The sequence below is a fragment of the Stenotrophomonas sp. 22385 genome (assembly GCF_052045085.1).
GTDB lineage: Bacteria > Pseudomonadota > Gammaproteobacteria > Xanthomonadales > Xanthomonadaceae > Stenotrophomonas.
The window spans coordinates 136,231-153,662 of record NZ_JBQEOG010000005.1 but is presented as its reverse complement, the minus strand read 5'-3'; the positions used below and the strand labels follow the sequence as shown (position 1 = coordinate 153,662).

The following is a 17,432-nucleotide window of genomic DNA, read 5'->3' as shown; positions in this document are numbered from 1 at the left end:
GACGGCCCCCGCCGTCATTGCCTGCGCCCGCCATGTCCGAATTCGCCCTGCTCGCCCTGTCCCCGCTTGATGGCCGCTATGCCGGCAAGGTCGACGCCCTGCGCCCGATCTTCTCCGAATACGGCCTGATCAAGGCCCGCGTGAAGGTCGAAGTGGAGTGGCTGCTGGCCCTGGCCAACGAACCGGGCATCGCCGAGCTGGCGCCGTTCCCGGCCGCTGCCGCCGCGCGCCTGCGCGCCCTGGCCGATGATTTCGCCCCGGCCCACGCCGCGCGCGTCAAGGAAATCGAGCGCACCACCAACCACGACGTCAAGGCCGTGGAGTACTTCATCAAGGAGCAGCTGAAGGACGACGCCGAGCTGGCCCCGGCCCTGGAATTCGTGCATTTCGCCTGCACCAGCGAAGACATCAACAACCTCAGCTACGGCCTGATGCTGGAAGAAGCCCGCCGCACCGTGCTGCTGCCGTCGCTGGACGACATCGCCGCCCGCCTGCGCGCCCTGGCCCATGCCCAGGCCGAACAGCCGATGCTGTCGCGCACCCACGGCCAGACCGCCTCGCCCACTACCCTGGGCAAGGAAGTGGCCAACGTGGTCGCCCGCCTCGAGCGCCAGCGCCGCCAGATCGCCGCGGTCGAGCTGACCGGCAAGATCAACGGCGCGGTGGGCAACTACAACGCCCACGCCATCGCCTACCCCGACGTGGACTGGCCGGCCTTCGCCAAGCGCTTCGTCGAAAGCCTGGGCCTGGTGTTCAACCCCTACACCACCCAGATCGAGCCGCACGACAACATCGCCGAAATCGGCGACGCCGCCCGCCGCGCCAACATCATCCTGATCGACCTGGCCCGCGACATCTGGGGCTACATCTCGCTCGGCTACTTCAAGCAGAAGCTCAAGGAGGGCGAAGTCGGCTCCTCGACCATGCCGCACAAGGTCAACCCGATCGACTTCGAGAACGCTGAAGGCAACTTCGGCATCGCCAACGCCCTGTTCGAACACTTCAGCGCCAAGCTGCCGATCAGCCGCTGGCAGCGCGACCTCACCGACTCCACCGTGCTGCGCGCGGTGGGCACCGCCTTCGGCCACAGCCAGGTCGCGTTGGACTCGCTGGCCAAGGGGCTGGGCAAGCTGACCGTGAACCCCGAACGCCTCAACGCCGACCTGGACGCCGCGTGGGAAGTGCTGGCCGAAGCCGTGCAGACGGTGATGCGCCGTCATGGCCTGCCGAACCCGTACGAACAGCTCAAGGCCCTGACCCGTGGCCAGGGCATCACCGCCGAGTCGATGAAGGCATTCGTGGAATCGCTGGACCTGCCGGAAGACGCCAAGCAGAACCTGCGCGAATTGACCCCGGGCGGCTACATCGGCCTGGCGGCGGGTTTGGCCAAGGCGATTTGATTCGCGAAACAAAGCAGTGCCCCCAGACGGGGCGTCGGCAATTCCGGCGCCCCGTTTTCGTTTGGCGCACCGCCATGTCGGTCATTTCAATGCGTCACCGGGCGCAGACAGGTTCACGGCAGTTGCTTGGGACCCAACCCTACCGGCGGTGTGCCAATGCCCCACACCGTTACGTCAGGCCATCGTGCAACGTAGAGCGACGCCCTGCGTCGCCGCTCTTCCGTCCGCCCAGCGCGACGCACTGTCGGGGAAGGCCGGCGGGCAGTCCCCGTAGGGACTGTCAAAAACATGGATGTTTTTGCCAAACCCCCATGGACGGGTTCACGGCGTGTCCCGTAGGGGACTGCCCGCCGGCCTTACTGCACATATATCCCGAAGCGCCTGCGCTCTCCGCGACAACCCAACGCAGGTGCACATGACACGGAACCAGCAGACAATAGCCGGGTATCCCGCCTCGACGCTGCAAGGATTCCCCCCATGGCTGTGCGCAAGACCAAAACCCCCGTCATCGAAGTCCAGGCCCGCCCCGGCCTGCCGCTGGGCATGCCCGCCGCGACCTTCCTGCGCGACTACTGGCAGAAGCGCCCGCTGCTGATCCGCGGCGCCTTCCCCGATTTTGAAACCCCGCTCCAGCCCGAAGACCTGGCGGGCCTGGCCTGCGAGGAAACCGCCCTTGCCCGCCTGATCAGCCACGACCGCGCCACCGACGGCTGGTCCGTGCGCACCGGCCCGTTCCAGGAAGAAGAATTCCCCGGCATGCCTGATCACGACTGGACCCTGCTGGTCCAGGACGTCGACAAGTGGGACCCGGATGTGCGTGCCCTGATCAGCCACTTCGACTTCCTGCCGCGCTGGCGCATGGACGATGTGATGATCAGCTTCGCCGCCACCGGCGGCTCGGTCGGCGCCCACGTCGACCAGTACGACGTGTTCCTGCTGCAGGCCTACGGCCACCGCCGCTGGCAGATCGACGCCAGCGAATCCACCAAGGGCAAGCGCCCCCCGCTGGATTTCCGCAACGACGTCGAACTCAAGCTGCTGCGCCGCTTCAAGCCCACCCACGACTGGGTGCTCGAACCCGGCGACATGCTGTACCTGCCGCCCAACGTCCCCCACAACGGCGTCGCCGAAGACCCCTGCCTGACCTTCTCCTTCGGCATGCGCGCCCCCGCCTCCGCCGAGCTGATCAGCGACTACCTGGACACCCTGATCATGGATGCCGACGAGGCCATCCGCTACCAGGACCCGGACCTGAAGGTGCCCGAAGACCCCAACGAAATCGACGCCGTGGCCATGGGCCGCGTGGTCCAGGCCCTCAACGCCATCCGCATGAACGACCCCGACCGCCTCGGCGACTGGTTCGGCCGCTTCATCACCACCTACCGCGCCGCCGGTGACGTGGTCGCTTCCGGCGAACCGCTCCCGCGCGAAGACATCGAAGCCGCCCTGGCCGAAGGTATCGAGCTCGGCCGCCACCCGTGGGCCCGCCTGGCCTGGCGCCGGGCCAAGCGCGGCGCCAGCCTGTACTGCAGCGGCCTCGAATTCGCCCTGCCGGTGAAGGACGCCCAGACCCTGGCCGCCGCCGAACAGGTCGGTGGCGCCCTGTACCAGAAGCTCTCGGCCAAGGGCCGCGACGCCCTGCACGCGCTGGTGGCCGGTGGCTATTACCAGCTGCTCGACGGCGACGCGTTCGACGACGAAGACGAGTACGGGGACGACGCGGTGGCCGGATACGAAATCCTCGACGCCACCGAAACGGTCGAGGTCGTCGAGGATGAAGATGTCGAGGCCAACGTGCACGAAGTGACCATCCACGACGACGGCGTCGAAGTGATCGTCGATTTCGACGACGCCGATGACAGCGACGACGACCAGGCCGTCGGCACCCCCGACGGCGGCGCCGGCTCCTGACATGACCGGGCCCGGCAGCGCCGACCCGCACATGCGCCGCGTGCCGGGCGGCGCGGTCGCCATCGACACCGCCGACGAGGCGGTGGCCATCACCACCGCCCTGGTTGATCGCGCCCGCCGCCAGCTGTGGCTGCACAGCCGCGTGCTCGACCCCGGCCTGCTCGATGCACCACCGGTGCTGGAGGCGCTGCGCCGCTTCGCCACCGCCCGCCACGACAAACAGGTGCATCTGATCGTCCACGACGCCACGGCGATCGCCCAGGCTGGCTCACCCCTCCTGGGCCTGGTCCAGCGCCTGCCCACCGTGTTCCGCGTGCGCCAGGTGACCGACCCGATTGACCGCGCCCTGGCTTCGGCCTGCCTGCTCAACGATGCCGGCGACTACTACTTTCGTCTGAGTGGGCTGCGCTTCGACGGCGAAGCCGGGCTTGCCATGCCGGCACGTTCGCGACCGTTGCAGGACGGTTTACAGCGCGTATGGGAACGTTCGCGCGATTGCAGCGAACTGCGCGCGCTCGGCCTGTAGTCCACTTCCCGGCCCCGAACCTGTCTGGGAATGACACCACGGCCCCGCCGCGGGCCGTTCCGGTGCCCCTTCCTGTCTCGATGGGGGTACAATTTGGACCGTTAGATACCGCCCGTGCAGGGCTATTCATTTTCCCTGCCGGATCATCGAAGCCTTACCCCACAAGCGAATCCGACCCTCCATCGTGGACAATCTACTGAAGCAGTTTGCGCAGTCTTCGCAGCTCGCCGGCGGCAACGCCTCCTATATCGAGGATCTGTACGAGCAGTACCTCGTTTCTCCGGACAGTGTCGATCCCAAATGGAAGACCTACTTCGACGGCTTCAAGGGCCGCGAAGCCGGTGACATTCCGCATTCGGCCGTCATCGCCCATATCGCCGACGCTGCCAAGAACGCCGTCAAGGGCGGCGGCAACTCCGGTGCCAGCGACGAACGTGAGCGCAATGTCGGTCGCCTGATCACCGCGTACCGTTCGCGCGGCCACCTGGATGCCCGCCTGGACCCGCTGGGCCTGGCCCAGGCGGTCAATTCGCCGGACCTTGGCCTGCCGTTCCACAGCCTGTCGGAAGGTGACCTCAACGCCGAGTTCAGCACCGGCGGTGTCGGTGGCCAGCCGCGGATGAAGCTGCGCGACCTGCTGGAGCGTCTGAAGAAGACCTACACCGGCTCGATCGGTGCGGAATTCATGCACATTTCCGAGGTCGAGCAGCGCCAGTGGATCTACCAGCGCCTGGAACTGGCCGGTGGCAACTACAGCCTGGACGCGGATACCCAGCGCCGCACGCTGGAGCGCCTGACCGCCGCCGAAGGCCTGGAACGCTACCTGCATACCAAGTACGTCGGCCAGAAGCGCTTCTCGCTCGAAGGCGGCGATTCGCTGATCCCGATGATGGATACCATCATCCGTGACGCCGGCAAGGATGGCGTCAAGGACGTGGTGATCGGCATGGCCCACCGCGGCCGCCTCAACGTGCTGGTCAACACCCTCGGCAAGAACCCGCGCAAGCTGTTTGACGAGTTCGAAGGCAAGTTCGAGCACGACGAGCACGCCTCCGCCGGCGACGTGAAGTACCACATGGGCTTCTCGGCCGACGTGGCCACCGACGGTGGCCCGGTCCACCTGGCGCTGGCGTTCAACCCGTCGCACCTGGAAATCGCCGACCCGGTCGTGGCCGGTTCGGTGCGTTCGCGCCAGGAGCGCCGCAAGGACACTGCCCGCAAGCAGGTCATGCCGATCCTGATCCACGGCGACGCGGCCTTCTCCGGCCAGGGCGTGGTCATGGAACTGTTCCAGATGTCGCAGGCCCGCGGCTTCGCCGTCGGTGGCACCGTGCACATCGTGGTCAACAACCAGGTGGGCTTCACGACCTCGAACCCGGAAGACACCCGCTCGACCCGTTACGCCACCGACGTCGCCAAGATGATCGCCGCGCCCGTGCTGCACGTGAACGGTGACGATCCCGAGGCCGTGGTGTTCGCCGCGAAGCTGGCCTTCGAGTTCCGCCAGAAGTTCGCCAAGGACGTGGTCATCGACCTGATGTGCTATCGCCGTTGGGGCCACAACGAGGCCGACGAACCGGCGATCACCCAGCCGCTGATGTACCAGGTGATCCGCAAGCACCAGACCACCCGCGAGCTGTACGCCGCGCAGCTGGAACAGGCCGGCGTGATCGCCGCCGGTGCCGGCAAGGCGATGGTCGATGCCTACCGCGAGAAGCTGGACGCCGGTGAAGTCACCACCGAACTGGCCACGGTCGAGAAGACGCCGCCCAGCAGCGCGCTGTTTGTCGATTGGCCCAAGCTGCTGGAAGGCAAGCTGTCCGACCCGGTCTCCACCAAGGTGGACCCGGCGAAGCTGAAGCAGCTGGCCGAGCTGATCAACACCGTGCCGGCCGAAGTGGAACTGCACTCACGCGTGGCCAAGGTATACGACGACCGCCGCAAGATGGCCGCCGGCGAGATCCCGGGCGACTGGGGCTTTGCCGAGAACCTCGCCTACGCCACCCTGCTCGACGAAGGCCACGCGCTGCGCCTGGTCGGACAGGACGTCGGCCGCGGTACGTTCACCCACCGCCACGCGATCCTGCACGACCAGAAGACCGACAACTACTACCTGCCGCTGCGTCAGCTGGTGGATTCGCCGGAAAAGGCCACCGTCATTGATTCGCTGCTCAGCGAAGAAGCGGTAATGGCCTATGAGTACGGGTTCTCGACCACCGATCCCAACACCCTGTGCATCTGGGAAGGCCAGTTCGGCGATTTCGCCAACGGCGCCCAGGTGGTGATCGACCAGTTCATCGCGGCCGGCGAAGCCAAGTGGGGCCGTATCTCCGGCCTTACCCTGCTGTTGCCGCACGGGTATGAAGGGCAAGGCCCGGAACACAGCTCGGCACGCCTGGAGCGGTTCCTGCAGCTGTGCGCGCTGGAAAACATGCTGGTGGTGGTCCCGTCGACCCCGGCGCAGGCGTTCCACATGCTGCGCCGCCAGCTGCACCTCACCACCCGCAAGCCGCTGGTGGTGATGTCGCCCAAGTCGCTGCTGCGCCACAAGCTGGCCGTGTCGACCCTGGACGAGCTGGCCAACGGCGAATTCCAGCACCTGATCGGCGATGCCAAGGCGGAGGCGAAGAAGGTCAAGCGCGTGGTGCTGTGCTCGGGCAAGGTCTACTACGACCTGCTGGAAGACCAGACCAAGCGCGGCCAGGACGACGTTGCCATCATCCGCGTGGAACAGCTGTACCCGTTCCCGCGCGCGCTGCTGGCGGCCGAACTGAAAAAGTACGGCAAGGCCACCGACGTGGTGTGGACGCAGGAAGAACCGCAGAACCAGGGCGCGTGGTACCAGATCCGCCACCACCTGCAGTTCTGCCTGGCCGATGGCCAGAGCCTGCACTACGCCGGTCGCGCCCGGTCCGCCTCGCCGGCTGCCGGTCACATGGCCGACCACATCATCGAGCAGCAGAAGCTGGTCGCCGATGCACTGGTCAACCCGTTCAACGACGCGGTCGCTGAATAACTTTCCCCTCATTCCAGAAAAGACAAACCAGGAAGCCCCCGCATGGCCACCGAAGTCAAAGCCCCGGTACTGCCCGAATCCGTCGCCGACGGCACCATCGCCACCTGGCACAAGAAGGTCGGCGATGCCGTCAAGCGTGACGAAAACCTGCTCGACCTGGAAACCGACAAGGTCGTGCTGGAAGTGCCGTCGCCGGTTGATGGCGTGCTGAAGGAAATCAAGTTCGAGGTCGGCGCCACCGTGACCTCGAGCCAGGTCGTGGCGATCATCGAAGAAGGCGCCGCTGCTGCGGCTCCGGCCCCGGCGGCTGAAGCCAAGCCGGCGGCTGCCGCTCCGGCTCCGGCTGCTGCCCCGGCCGCTGCTGCCGCGCCGGCCCCGGCCGCGAAGTCCGCTGCCGATGCCCTGCCCCCGGGCGCGCGCTTCACCGCGATCACCGAAGGGGTGAACCCGGCCGATGTGGACGGCACCGGCCGTCGCGGCGCGGTGACCAAGGAAGACATCGTCAACTTCGCCCGCAACGGCGGTGCCGGCAAGGCCGGTGGCGCACGTCCGGAAGAACGCGTGCCGATGACCCGCATCCGCAAGCGCATCGCCGAACGCCTGATGGAGTCCAAGAACTCCACCGCCATGCTGACCACCTTCAACGAAGTCGACCTGTCCAAGGTGTCGGCTGCGCGCAAGGACCTGCAGGACGAGTTCGTCAAGGCCCACGGCATCAAGCTGGGCTTCATGAGCTTCTTCGTGAAGGCCGCCGCCAACGCGCTGCAGCGCTTCCCGCTGGTCAACGCCTCGATCGACGGCGACGACATCATCTACCACGGCTACTCGGACATCTCCATCGCGGTCTCGACCGAAAAGGGCCTGGTCACGCCGGTGCTGCGCAACGTCGAGCGCATGTCGTTCGCCGACATCGAAAAGACCATCGCCGACTACGCCAAGAAGGCCCGTGACGGCAAGCTGAGCCTGGAAGAACTGCAGGGCGGCACCTTCACCGTGACCAACGGCGGCACCTTCGGTTCGCTGCTGTCCACCCCGATCATCAACCCGCCGCAGAGCGCCATCCTGGGCATGCACGCGATCAAGGAGCGTCCGATCGCCCAGAACGGCCAGGTCGTGATCGCGCCGATGATGTACCTGGCGCTGTCCTATGACCACCGCATCATCGACGGCAAGGATTCGGTGCAGTTCCTGGTGGACATCAAGAACCAGCTGGAAAACCCGGGCCGCATGCTGTTCGGCCTGTAAGACCTCCCGCCCCTCCGCGCCTGCGCGGAGGGGTTCTGGTAAAGCATCAAGGAATTTTCAATGGCTGAACAATTCGACGTTGTCGTCATCGGTGCCGGCCCGGCCGGCTACCACGCTGCCATCCGCGCCGCGCAGCTGGGTCTGAAGACCGCCTGCATCGACGCTGCCCTGGGCAAGGATGGCAAGCCGGCGCTGGGCGGGACCTGCCTGCGCGTGGGCTGCATTCCGTCCAAGGCGCTGCTGGACTCCTCGCGCCAGTTCTGGAACATGGGCCACATCTTTGGCGACCACGGCATCAGCTTCAAGGATGCCAAGATGGACGTCGAGGCGATGATTGGCCGCAAGGACAAGATCGTCAAGCAGTTCACCGGTGGCATCGGCATGCTGTTCAAGGCCAACAAGGTTGCCGCCTACTACGGTTTCGGTGAGCTGCAGCCGGGCAACGTGGTCAAGGTCACCCAGCACGACGGTTCGATCGTCGAGCTGAAGGGCACCAACGTGATCATCGCCGCCGGTTCGGATTCGATCGAACTGCCGTTCGCCAAGTTCGACGGCGACACCATCGTCGACAACGTCGGCGGCCTGGACTTCACCGAAGTCCCGGCCCGCCTGGCCGTGATCGGCGCCGGCGTGATCGGCCTGGAACTGGGCAGCGTGTGGAAGCGCCTGGGTTCGGAAGTGACCATCCTGGAAGCCCTGCCGGACTTCCTGGCCGCCGCCGATACGGAAGTGGCCAAGGTCGCCGCCAAGGAATTCAAGAAGCAGGGCCTGGACATCCGCCTGGGGGCCAAGGTCTCGAAGGCCGAAGTGACCGGCAAGGGCAAGAAGAAGGAAGTTGCCCTGACCTACACCGACGCCGAAGGCGAAAAGAGCCTGGTGGTGGACAAGCTGCTGGTGGCCGTGGGCCGCCGTGCCGCGACCAAGGGCCTGCTGGCCGAAGGGACCGGGGTCAGGATCAACGAACGCGGCCAGATCGAAGTGGACGACCACTGCCACACCGGCGTGGACGGTGTGTGGGCGGTCGGTGACTGCGTGCGCGGCCCGATGCTGGCGCACAAGGGCTTCGAAGAAGGCATCGCGGTGGCTGAACTGATCGCGGGCCTGCCGGGCCACGTGAACTTCGACACCATCCCGTGGGTCATCTACACCGAGCCCGAACTGGCCTGGGTGGGCAAGACCGAGCAGCAGCTGAAGGCCGAAGGCATTCCGTACAAGGCCGGCAGCTTCCCGTTCGCCGCCAACGGCCGTGCCGTGGCGATGATCGAGCCGGCGGGCTTCGTGAAGGTGCTGGCCCACGCCGAGACCGACCGCATCCTGGGCATGCACCTGGTCGGCGCCAACGTGTCCGAGCTGGTCCACGAAGGCGTGCTGACCATGGAGTTCAGTGGTTCGGCCGACGATTTGGCCCGCATCTGCCACGCCCACCCGTCCCTGTCGGAAGTCGTCCACGACGCCGCCATGGCCGTGAGCAAGCGCGCGATCCACAAGGCCAACTGACCGGCCCTGTGGTGATGCAACGAAAAACCCCGCCTCGGCGGGGTTTTTTGTGGGCTGCCGGGTGACCGCACCGGATTCCGTTGGGATGGAACCGCATCGGTAGAGTCGGTTCCCAAACGACTACCGATACCGCTGCAACGTTCGGTAACGCATGACCTCAGACGAAGGCGCCTCTCCGGCACAGGTCATGCGTCCCAGCACCGATCACCGTCCATGGCAGTCGTTTGGCAACCGACGCTACCAGGCCGGATCACGCTGCCACTCGCCCGCCGCCGAGCAGGCGGGCCGGCAGCATGAACACTGCGCGGAGGAATGCGAACAGCGCCGAGAAGGTGATGCCGACCAGGCGCAACGGCAGGCTCAACAGCCATACGAACGGCCAGGCCAGCAGGGCCAGGATCGCCAGCGGCCAGCACAGCACGAACAGCAGGCACCACACGCCCAGTGCGAACAGGGTCTTCATGACGGTCTCCAGGCGGCACCTTGCCGCTGCGGGACCACATTGGCGCCCTCCCCAGCCGTGTTCAACCGGTTTGCGACGAAACCCCGGATCCGCCGACGAAACGCGTACCGACCAACGGTCGGTACCTACCGGCGCCAACCATCGTGCGCCCACGCGGTAGCGCACGACCGTTGGTCGTGCGCGCTTCCTTCATTCGAACGAACCGACCGAATCGTGCGAGAGGTTGTCGAAGCGGGTGTATTCGCCGAAGAACTTGAGCTTGCACGAGCCGGTCGGGCCGCCTCGGTGCTTGCCGATGATGATCTCGGCCAGGCCCTTGTCCGGGGAATTTTCCTTGTTGTAATAATCGTCGCGGTAGATGAACACGATCATGTCCGCGTCCTGCTCGATTGCGCCGGATTCACGAAGGTCTGCCATCACCGGGCGCTTGTCGGTCCGGGTTTCCAGCGAGCGGTTGAGCTGCGACAGCGCGATCACCGGCACGTTCAGTTCCTTGGCCAGGCCCTTGAGCGAACGCGAGATTTCCGAGATTTCGGTGGCACGGTTCTCGCTGTTGCCCGGCACGCTCATCAGCTGCAGGTAGTCGATCACGATCAACCCCAGGTCGTGCTCGCGCTTGAGGCGGCGGCACTTGGAGCGCAGGATCTCCGGCGACACGCCCGGCGTATCGTCGATGAAGATCTTGGTTTCCTTCAGCATGCGGATCGCGCCGGTGACCCGGCTCCAGTCCTCGTCTTCCAGCTGGCCGGTACGCAGGCGCTGGGCGTTGATGCGGCCGTTGGAGGAAATCAGGCGCATGGCCAGCTGCGAGGCCGACATTTCCATCGAGAACACCGCCACGCCCTTCTTGGACTTGATGGCCGCGTACTCGGCGATGTTCAGCGCGAACGTGGTCTTGCCCATGGCCGGGCGCGCGGCCAGGATGATCAGGTCGGTCGGCTGCAGGCCGGCGGTCATCGCGTCGAAGTCCGCATAGCCGGTGGGCAGGCCGGTGATGTTGCCGCCGTTCTCGAAGCGGTTGCGCAGCTCTTCGAAGGCGTCCTTGAGCGCGCCGGGCATCGCCACGAAATCGGTCCGGCCACGGGCGCCCTGTTCGGCGATGGCGAACACGGACTTTTCCGCCGCCGACAGCAGTTCGCTGCTCTCGCGGCCTTCCGGCTGGAAACCATCGTTGACGATGTCGGTCCCGACCTGGATCAGCTGCCGCAGCACCGCCTTGTCGCGCACGATCTCGGCATAGGCCGAGATGTTGGCCGCCGACGGGGTGGTGCTGGCCAGCTCGATCAAATAGGCGCCATCGCCCACCAGCTCCATCTTGCCCTGCGATTCGAACCACTCGCCCAGGGTCACCGCATCGAACGGGCGGTCGCGTTCGGACAGCTCGCGGATCGCCCGGTAGATGGTCTGGTGGTCGCGTCGGTAGAAGTCGCTTTCGGTCAGCTGATCGTTGATCCGGTCGTAACTTTCCGGGGCCAGCATCAACCCGCCCAGCACCGCCTGTTCGGCCTCGATCGAATGCGGAGGCACGCGCAGCGCGTCGATGCGCATCTCGTCGCGATCAAAGCGGTCGCCGCGGTCTTTGCGGTCGGAACGGAAGCCAGAGCGGGCGGACATGAGGGGGTGTTCTTCCTGCAGAGTGGAGCGTGGGACATGGTAGGCACGGAGCGGCCGCCACAGCCATGCACAACCCTGTGGATAAGCGGTGGATAGCGGTGGGCACCGGGCGAGGGTGGCACGAGCAACGGTCGTGCCCTACCGGTTGCGGTTCCGGACGAATACCGACCATGCCGGGTAGCGCACGACCGTCGGTCGTGCGCCGGTACCCCATTATCGCAGAACCGTCCGGTTCAATGCTGACCGCCGTGGGTGGCGATCCAGGCCAGGAATTTATCGACGAAGCCCTGCAGGAAGTCGCGGGTACCTTCATTGCTGATGGTGCCCTGCCCGTCGATCAGGCCCTCCTTGAAATGAATGAACGCCTCCGGCTGGCCGAGCACCGGCATGTCCAGGTAGGCCAGGATGTTGCGCAGGTGCTGCTGGGCCAGCGCGGTGCCGATCACGCCGACGGAGGCGCCGATCACCGCAGCGGGCTTGCCGGCGAAGGCACTGTGGCCGTAGGGGCGCGAGCCCAGGTCGATGGCGTTCTTGAGCACGCCCGGCACCGAGCGGTTGTATTCAGGGGTGACGAACAGCACCGCATCGGCCTTGCGGATCTGCTCCTTCAGGCGCAGGCCTTCGGCCGGGTAGTCCTTGTCGAAGTCCTGGTTGTACAGCGGCAGGTCGCCGATCTGCACGTACTCGAAGCTGGCCTTGCCGGCGGCCAGCTTCTCCAGCGCATGGGCCAGGGCCTGGTTGTGCGAGCCGGTACGCAGGCTGCCGACCAGCACGGCGATGGTGGGTTGGGCCATGGGGGGTCTCCAGTAATGGGAACACCCAGCCTAGGCCGCAGCAGCGTTCGGGGCGGTGAAGGAACCACGGCGATGCGCGGTCAGGCGTTCACCACCGCTGCCCGCACCTGCTTCCAATGCGCCTGCCAGGCTTGGAACATCAATACGTTCCACAGGTGGGTATGCCATTTGCGCTCACCCTGCTGGAACTGCTTCCACAGCGGAACGATGGCATCCACATGGAACACCCCTTCGGCCTGCAGCCGCGCCGGATCCAGCAGCTCATCGGCCCAACCGCGCAGGTCGCCCTTCAGCCACGCGCTGACCGGCGCGCCGAAGCCGCGCTTGGGCCGGTGCACCATCTCCTGCGGCACATAACGGCCCAGCACCCGCTTCAGCATGTACTTGCTCACCCCATCGCGCTGCTTCATCGACAGCGGCAGCGACCAGGCGAATTCGGCCACGCGCCAGTCCAGCAGCGGCGCGCGCGCCTCCAGGCTGACCGCCATGCTGGTACGGTCCACCTTGCACAGCAGGTCATCGGGCAGGTAGGTGCTGAAATCGGCCAGCATCATCGCGTCGGCCGGGGAGCCGGCGCCGTGCAGCGGGTCGGCCAGGTCATAGAAGCTGCCCGCGCCGCGCGCGCCGATCACTGCCGATACCGGGTCACGCCAGCGCGAAATACGGTTGCGGTACACATCACCGATGCCGCGCGCCCCGGTTTCGGCCAGCAGCGCAGCCAATCCGCCCGTGCGTGACGCCTCGCCCTGGGTCTGCGAATGGGCCGCCATCCAGCGCCGCAGCGGTGCCGGCACCCGGCCCAGCAGCGTCCAGTTGCGCAGCGCGCGCTGGTAGCGGCTGTAGCCGAAGAACAGTTCATCGCCGCCATCGCCGGACAGCGCCACGGTCACCGCACTGCGCGCCAGTCGTGCCACCAGCGCGGTGGGCACCTGCGACGCATCGGCGAACGGCTCGTCAAACATCGCCGGCAGTTCGGGCACCACCGCCAGCGCATCGGCGCCGCTGACATACAGCTCGGTGTGGTCGGTGCCCAGGTGCGTGGCCAGGGCCTTGGCCAGCGGCGCCTCGTCGTGGTCAGAACCCTGGAACCCGATACTGAAACTGTGGACCGGCGTGGACGACTGCGACTGCATCAGCGCCGCCACCACCGATGAATCGGTACCGCCAGAGAGGAACACGCCCACCGGCACATCCGCCACCATGCGCAGCCCGACCGCATCTCGCAGCAGGGCATCGAGCTGGTTCTCGGCGTCCTCGTCGGTGCCCACGAACGGCGAGGCCAGCGCCTGCTGCATGCGCTCACGCGCGTTCCAGAACGGCAGCTGCTGCTGGTCGGGGCGGTGCGTGGCTGCACCGGCGGCCACTGCGGCGGCATCCAGGCGCAGTACCCGGCCCGGCATCAGCTTGAAACAGCGTTCGTGGATGCAGTGCGGCGCGGGAATGTAGTCCAGCCGCATCAGCAGCGTGAGCGCATCGCGGTCAATGTCGTTGTCGAACGCGGGGTGCTGCCACAGCGCCTTCAGCTCCGAACCGAACACCAGCGTGTCGCCGGCCCAGCCGTAGTACAGCGGTTTCTTGCCGACCCGGTCGCGGGCCAGCCACAGGCACTGCTCGGCGCGGTCCCACAGGGCGATGGCGAACATGCCGTTGGCGCGCTGCAGGGTCTCGTCCAGGCCCCAGGCCACGAACGCGGCCAGCAGCACTTCGGTGTCGGAATGCCCGCGGAACGCATGGCCGCGTTCCTCCAGCTCCAGGCGCAGCGCGGCAAAGTTGTAGATCTCGCCGTTGTAGGCCAGCACGTAACGGCCATCGTCGGACGCCATCGGCTGATGGCCCAGCGGCGACAGGTCCAGGATGCTCAGCCGGCGGTGCGCCAGCGCGATCCCGCTGGCCGCGTCGGCCCACACTCCGCTGTCATCCGGCCCACGGTGTACCAGCGCATCGCCCATGCGGCGCGCCTGCTGTTCCAACGCGGCCTGCTCCCGTACCGGGGCGGCCAGCAACATTCCTGCCAGTCCACACATGCGTCAATGGTCCTGCGCCAACATCCGCGCGGCGCTTGTTACCGCATTGTCGCTTGGAAGCACGCACATTGCTGCCCCCGCCAGCGGCGTATACGTGTCGGCGCCGCAGACGCGCTGCAGCGGCAGGTGGCCCAGCCCCGCCTCGACCAGCGCGGTGATCACGCCCTCGCCCACCCCGGCGCTGTGCCGGCCCTCGTCCACCACCAGCACCCGCTGGGCGTCGGCCCCCTGCTCGGCGATGAAGCCGGCGTTGAGCGGCACCAGCCAGCGCAGGTCGACCACCCGCACCTGCCAGCCCAGTTCGGCCTCGAGAGTGCGCGCAGCACGCAGACTCATCGGCACGCCGTTGCCGTAGGTGAAGATCACCAGGTCGTTGGCCTCTGGTGCATACACGCGCCCTTCCCCGAGCACCAGCGCCTGGTCCGGCGCGGGATACGGGAACAGCCACTGGCCGTCGCCCGGCGCGTGCAGGTCCTTGGTCATGTACAGCGCGATGGGCTCCAGGAACACCGCCACCCGCCCATCGACCTGGGCCAGCGCCGCCAGCGTGCGCAGCATCATGGCCGCGTCATCGCCGCGCGAGGCGCAGCCGACCACCAGCCCGGGAATGTCGCGCAGCGCGGCGATCGAGTTGTCGTTGTGGAAGTGGCCGCCGAAGCCCTTCTGGTAGCCCAGCCCGGCAATGCGCACCAGCATCGGGTTGCGGTATTGGTCGTTGGAGAAGAACTGCAGCGAACAGGCCTCTCCGCGCAGCTGGTCGGCGGCGTTGTGCAGGTAGGCCAGGTACTGGATTTCCGGAACCGGCAGCATGCCCAGGTTGGCCAGGCCCTGGGCCATGCCCAGGATCATGGTTTCATCCAGCAGCGTGTTGAACACCCGACGCGGGCCGAATGCCTTCAGCAGGCCCTTGCTGACCGTGTACACCCCGCCCTTCTGCGCGACATCCTCCCCGAACAGCAGTGACGAGGGGTACTTGCACAGCAGGTCGTGCAGCGCCTGATTGATCTGGATCGCCAGGTGTCGCGGCGGCTGCCGTTCCGGCAGCTGCGCCGCGCTGCCGAACACCGCCTCGCGCGCCTCCGCCGCCGGCACGCGGCGGGCTTCGGCATGCACGGCAGCGGGCGTGTACGGCGCCAGCGGCGCCATGATCTCGGCCAGCCCGCCCAGCTTGGGCCGCTGGTCGGCCGCGTCGGCGGCGGCAAAACAGCGCGCGCGCATCGCCTCATAACGCGCCAGCACCTGGGCGGGCGTCATCCAACCGGACTCCAACGCAATCTGCGCCGAGCGCAGCAGTGGATCGGCCGCCTCTGCCGCGCACAGCTCCGGCAGCGGCCGCCATTCGATCTCGAAATCGGTCCCCGCATGGCCCATCAACCGCGTGGTGCGCAGGTGCAGGAAGGTCGGGCGTCGGGTGCGGCGGCAGTGGTCCAGCGCGCGTTGCACCTGCGCGTGGCCGCTGGCCAGGTCCAGGCCATCGGCGAAGAAGTAGTCCAGTCCGGGCCGGTGACTGAAGCTGTCGGCAATCCACCCGTCCGGCGTCTTCACCGAAATGCCGATGCCATTGTCCTCGCACACGAACAGCACCGGAGCCGGCAGGCGCTGGTAGGCGGCCCAGGCGGCGGTGTTGAACGCGGTCTGCGCGGTGGCGTGGTTGGCCGAGGCATCGCCGAAGGAGCAGATCACCACGCTGTCGTCGGGAATCGGCAGGCCATGGCCGATGCGGCGGGCGGTTTCGATGGCCAGCGCGGTGCCCAGCGCCTTCGGCAGGTGCGAGGCGATGGTCGAGGTCTGCGGCAGCACCCACAGCGGCTTGCTGCCCCATACCTTGTGGCGCCCGCCGCTGGCCGGATCGTCGCGGCTGGCGGCGAAGGACAGCGCCGCGTCCGTCACCGGGTCCATGCCCGGCAGCTGGCGGAAGCGCTCGGCCATGAACGCGCCGGAGCGGTAATGCAGGAACGCCGGATCGGTGTGCCGGGCCAGCCGGGCTACCAACGCATTGCCTTCGTGGCCGGATGATCCGATGGTGTAGAAGACCTTGTTCTGCACGCGCAGCACGCGCGCCATCAGGTCCAGGTGACGGCTGACCAGCTGCGACTCGAACAGCGCATCGAAGCCCTGCGCGTCCAGCGTGCTGCCCGGCAGGATCGGCGCATCGTCGGCGGGGCGTGGCGCAGCGTGGCCATCCCAGTGCTGCACGAAGTCGATGAAGTTGGCGTCGCAGATCTCGGCCCGGTTCAGGCCCTTCATGCGCGCGGGAATCGGATCGGGAACCACGGCAACCATGCACACCCTCCAGCTGAGCCGAACGGACGACCGCGCCGAGCATCGCCGCAATCGGCGCCGCTTGCCAAGCGCAGGTGCACAAAACAGGGCCTAGCGGCGTCTGCTTCTCCACTGGTCCCGCGACTGCCCCCAGATCTCGATCGGCTTGCCATCGTGCGGTGGCGGCAGTTCACCCATGCGCAGCAGCGTGCTGCCGAGCTTGCGCGCGACCGCCTTGGAGTTCTCATTGGCCGCGTCGATGGTGTGGATCACCTCGTCCCAGCCGAGCGTATCGAACGCCCAGTCGATGGCCGCCACCGCCGCCTCCGGTGCGTAGCCCCTGCCCCAGCTGGCGTGGCGCACGCTCCAGCCGACTTCAGTGCCCGGCCAGTCCAGCGGTTGCCACGGCCCCATGCGCCCCACCCAGTCGCCGCTGCTTTTCTCGATCACCGAAAACATCGAGAAGCCATACAGGTGCCAACTGCCCGCCAGGCAGCTGAAACTGCGCCAGGCCTGCGACGGCGCCTGCACGCCGCCCAGGTGCTGCATCACCTGCGGATCGGTGCAGAACTGCAGGAAGGCGTTGAAGTCCTCCGCGCGCGGCGGGCGCAGGATCAGCCGGTCGGTTTCCAGGCGCAGGTCGAAAATGCTCATCGGGTACCCCATTGGTAAGCCGGGTG

General features: G+C 66.9%; 12 protein-coding genes. 6 read left to right on the top strand and 6 right to left on the bottom strand.

What is annotated here, in order from left to right:
- The first annotated feature begins 32 nt into the window (after positions 1–32).
- The 6 genes from purB to lpdA all read left to right on the top strand — a co-directional run bounded on the left by purB (position 33) and on the right by lpdA (position 9,595).
- Positions 33–1,400, top strand: a complete 1,368-nt coding sequence (purB, locus tag ACTJI4_RS10670) for an adenylosuccinate lyase (protein WP_440869334.1) — start codon at positions 33–35, stop codon at positions 1,398–1,400.
- 477 nt (positions 1,401–1,877) lie between these two features.
- Entirely contained in the window at positions 1,878–3,311 is a 1,434-nt protein-coding gene (locus ACTJI4_RS10665; protein ID WP_440869333.1) for a ribosomal protein uL16 3-hydroxylase, read from the top strand.
- Position 3,312: 1 nt separating this feature from the next.
- Positions 3,313–3,837 carry a hypothetical protein gene (locus ACTJI4_RS10660; protein ID WP_440869332.1) on the top strand — a complete coding sequence of 175 codons (525 nt, stop codon included), beginning with the start codon at positions 3,313–3,315 and terminating at the stop codon, positions 3,835–3,837.
- 184 nt (positions 3,838–4,021) lie between these two features.
- Positions 4,022–6,853 carry a 2-oxoglutarate dehydrogenase E1 component gene (locus ACTJI4_RS10655; RefSeq protein WP_440869331.1) on the top strand — a complete coding sequence of 944 codons (2,832 nt, stop codon included), beginning with the start codon at positions 4,022–4,024 and terminating at the stop codon, positions 6,851–6,853.
- A gap of 42 nt (positions 6,854–6,895) precedes the next feature.
- Entirely contained in the window at positions 6,896–8,098 is a 1,203-nt protein-coding gene (sucB, locus tag ACTJI4_RS10650) for a dihydrolipoyllysine-residue succinyltransferase (protein ID WP_440869330.1), read from the top strand.
- A 60-nt stretch (positions 8,099–8,158) separates the two neighbouring features.
- Complete coding sequence (lpdA, locus tag ACTJI4_RS10645) at positions 8,159–9,595, top strand: dihydrolipoyl dehydrogenase (RefSeq protein WP_440869329.1); 1,437 nt, start codon at positions 8,159–8,161, stop codon at positions 9,593–9,595.
- Between the two features lie 250 nt (positions 9,596–9,845).
- Here lpdA and ACTJI4_RS10640 read toward each other — a convergent pair whose 3' ends face one another.
- The 6 genes from ACTJI4_RS10640 to ACTJI4_RS10615 all read right to left on the bottom strand — a co-directional run bounded on the left by ACTJI4_RS10640 (position 9,846) and on the right by ACTJI4_RS10615 (position 17,406).
- Complete coding sequence (locus ACTJI4_RS10640) at positions 9,846–10,058, bottom strand: hypothetical protein (protein ID WP_440869328.1); 213 nt, start codon at positions 10,056–10,058, stop codon at positions 9,846–9,848.
- A 189-nt stretch (positions 10,059–10,247) separates the two neighbouring features.
- Positions 10,248–11,672, bottom strand: a complete 1,425-nt coding sequence (locus tag ACTJI4_RS10635; RefSeq protein WP_392921523.1) for a replicative DNA helicase — start codon at positions 11,670–11,672, stop codon at positions 10,248–10,250.
- A 233-nt stretch (positions 11,673–11,905) separates the two neighbouring features.
- Entirely contained in the window at positions 11,906–12,466 is a 561-nt protein-coding gene (locus ACTJI4_RS10630) for an NADPH-dependent FMN reductase (RefSeq protein ID WP_440869327.1), read from the bottom strand.
- Positions 12,467–12,546: 80 nt separating this feature from the next.
- The gene (gene asnB, locus ACTJI4_RS10625) at positions 12,547–14,490 is read right to left on the bottom strand and encodes an asparagine synthase (glutamine-hydrolyzing) (RefSeq protein ID WP_440869326.1); all 1,944 of its coding nucleotides are present in this window, start codon (positions 14,488–14,490) and stop codon (positions 12,547–12,549) included.
- Positions 14,491–14,493: 3 nt separating this feature from the next.
- Positions 14,494–16,773 carry a thiamine pyrophosphate-dependent enzyme gene (locus ACTJI4_RS10620; RefSeq protein ID WP_440869325.1) on the bottom strand — a complete coding sequence of 760 codons (2,280 nt, stop codon included), beginning with the start codon at positions 16,771–16,773 and terminating at the stop codon, positions 14,494–14,496.
- 90 nt (positions 16,774–16,863) lie between these two features.
- Positions 16,864–17,406, bottom strand: coding sequence for a GNAT family N-acetyltransferase (locus tag ACTJI4_RS10615; RefSeq protein WP_392921512.1), 543 nt, complete (start codon positions 17,404–17,406; stop codon positions 16,864–16,866).
- Positions 17,407–17,432 lie beyond the last annotated feature (26 nt).

What these genes read in the sequence shown, in the direction of transcription:
- ACTJI4_RS10635 (WP_392921523.1), bottom strand. Translation starts at nt 11,672, where the DNA reads ATGTCCGCCCGCTCTGGCTTCCGTTCCGACCGCAAAGACCGCGGCGAC.
- purB (WP_440869334.1), top strand. Translation starts at nt 33, where the DNA reads ATGTCCGAATTCGCCCTGCTCGCCCTGTCCCCGCTTGATGGCCGCTAT.
- ACTJI4_RS10640 (WP_440869328.1), bottom strand. Translation starts at nt 10,058, where the DNA reads ATGAAGACCCTGTTCGCACTGGGCGTGTGGTGCCTGCTGTTCGTGCTG.
- asnB (WP_440869326.1), bottom strand. Translation starts at nt 14,490, where the DNA reads ATGTGTGGACTGGCAGGAATGTTGCTGGCCGCCCCGGTACGGGAGCAG.
- ACTJI4_RS10660 (WP_440869332.1), top strand. Translation starts at nt 3,313, where the DNA reads ATGACCGGGCCCGGCAGCGCCGACCCGCACATGCGCCGCGTGCCGGGC.
- ACTJI4_RS10615 (WP_392921512.1), bottom strand. Translation starts at nt 17,406, where the DNA reads ATGAGCATTTTCGACCTGCGCCTGGAAACCGACCGGCTGATCCTGCGC.
- ACTJI4_RS10665 (WP_440869333.1), top strand. Translation starts at nt 1,878, where the DNA reads ATGGCTGTGCGCAAGACCAAAACCCCCGTCATCGAAGTCCAGGCCCGC.
- ACTJI4_RS10620 (WP_440869325.1), bottom strand. Translation starts at nt 16,773, where the DNA reads ATGGTTGCCGTGGTTCCCGATCCGATTCCCGCGCGCATGAAGGGCCTG.
- sucB (WP_440869330.1), top strand. Translation starts at nt 6,896, where the DNA reads ATGGCCACCGAAGTCAAAGCCCCGGTACTGCCCGAATCCGTCGCCGAC.
- lpdA (WP_440869329.1), top strand. Translation starts at nt 8,159, where the DNA reads ATGGCTGAACAATTCGACGTTGTCGTCATCGGTGCCGGCCCGGCCGGC.
- ACTJI4_RS10630 (WP_440869327.1), bottom strand. Translation starts at nt 12,466, where the DNA reads ATGGCCCAACCCACCATCGCCGTGCTGGTCGGCAGCCTGCGTACCGGC.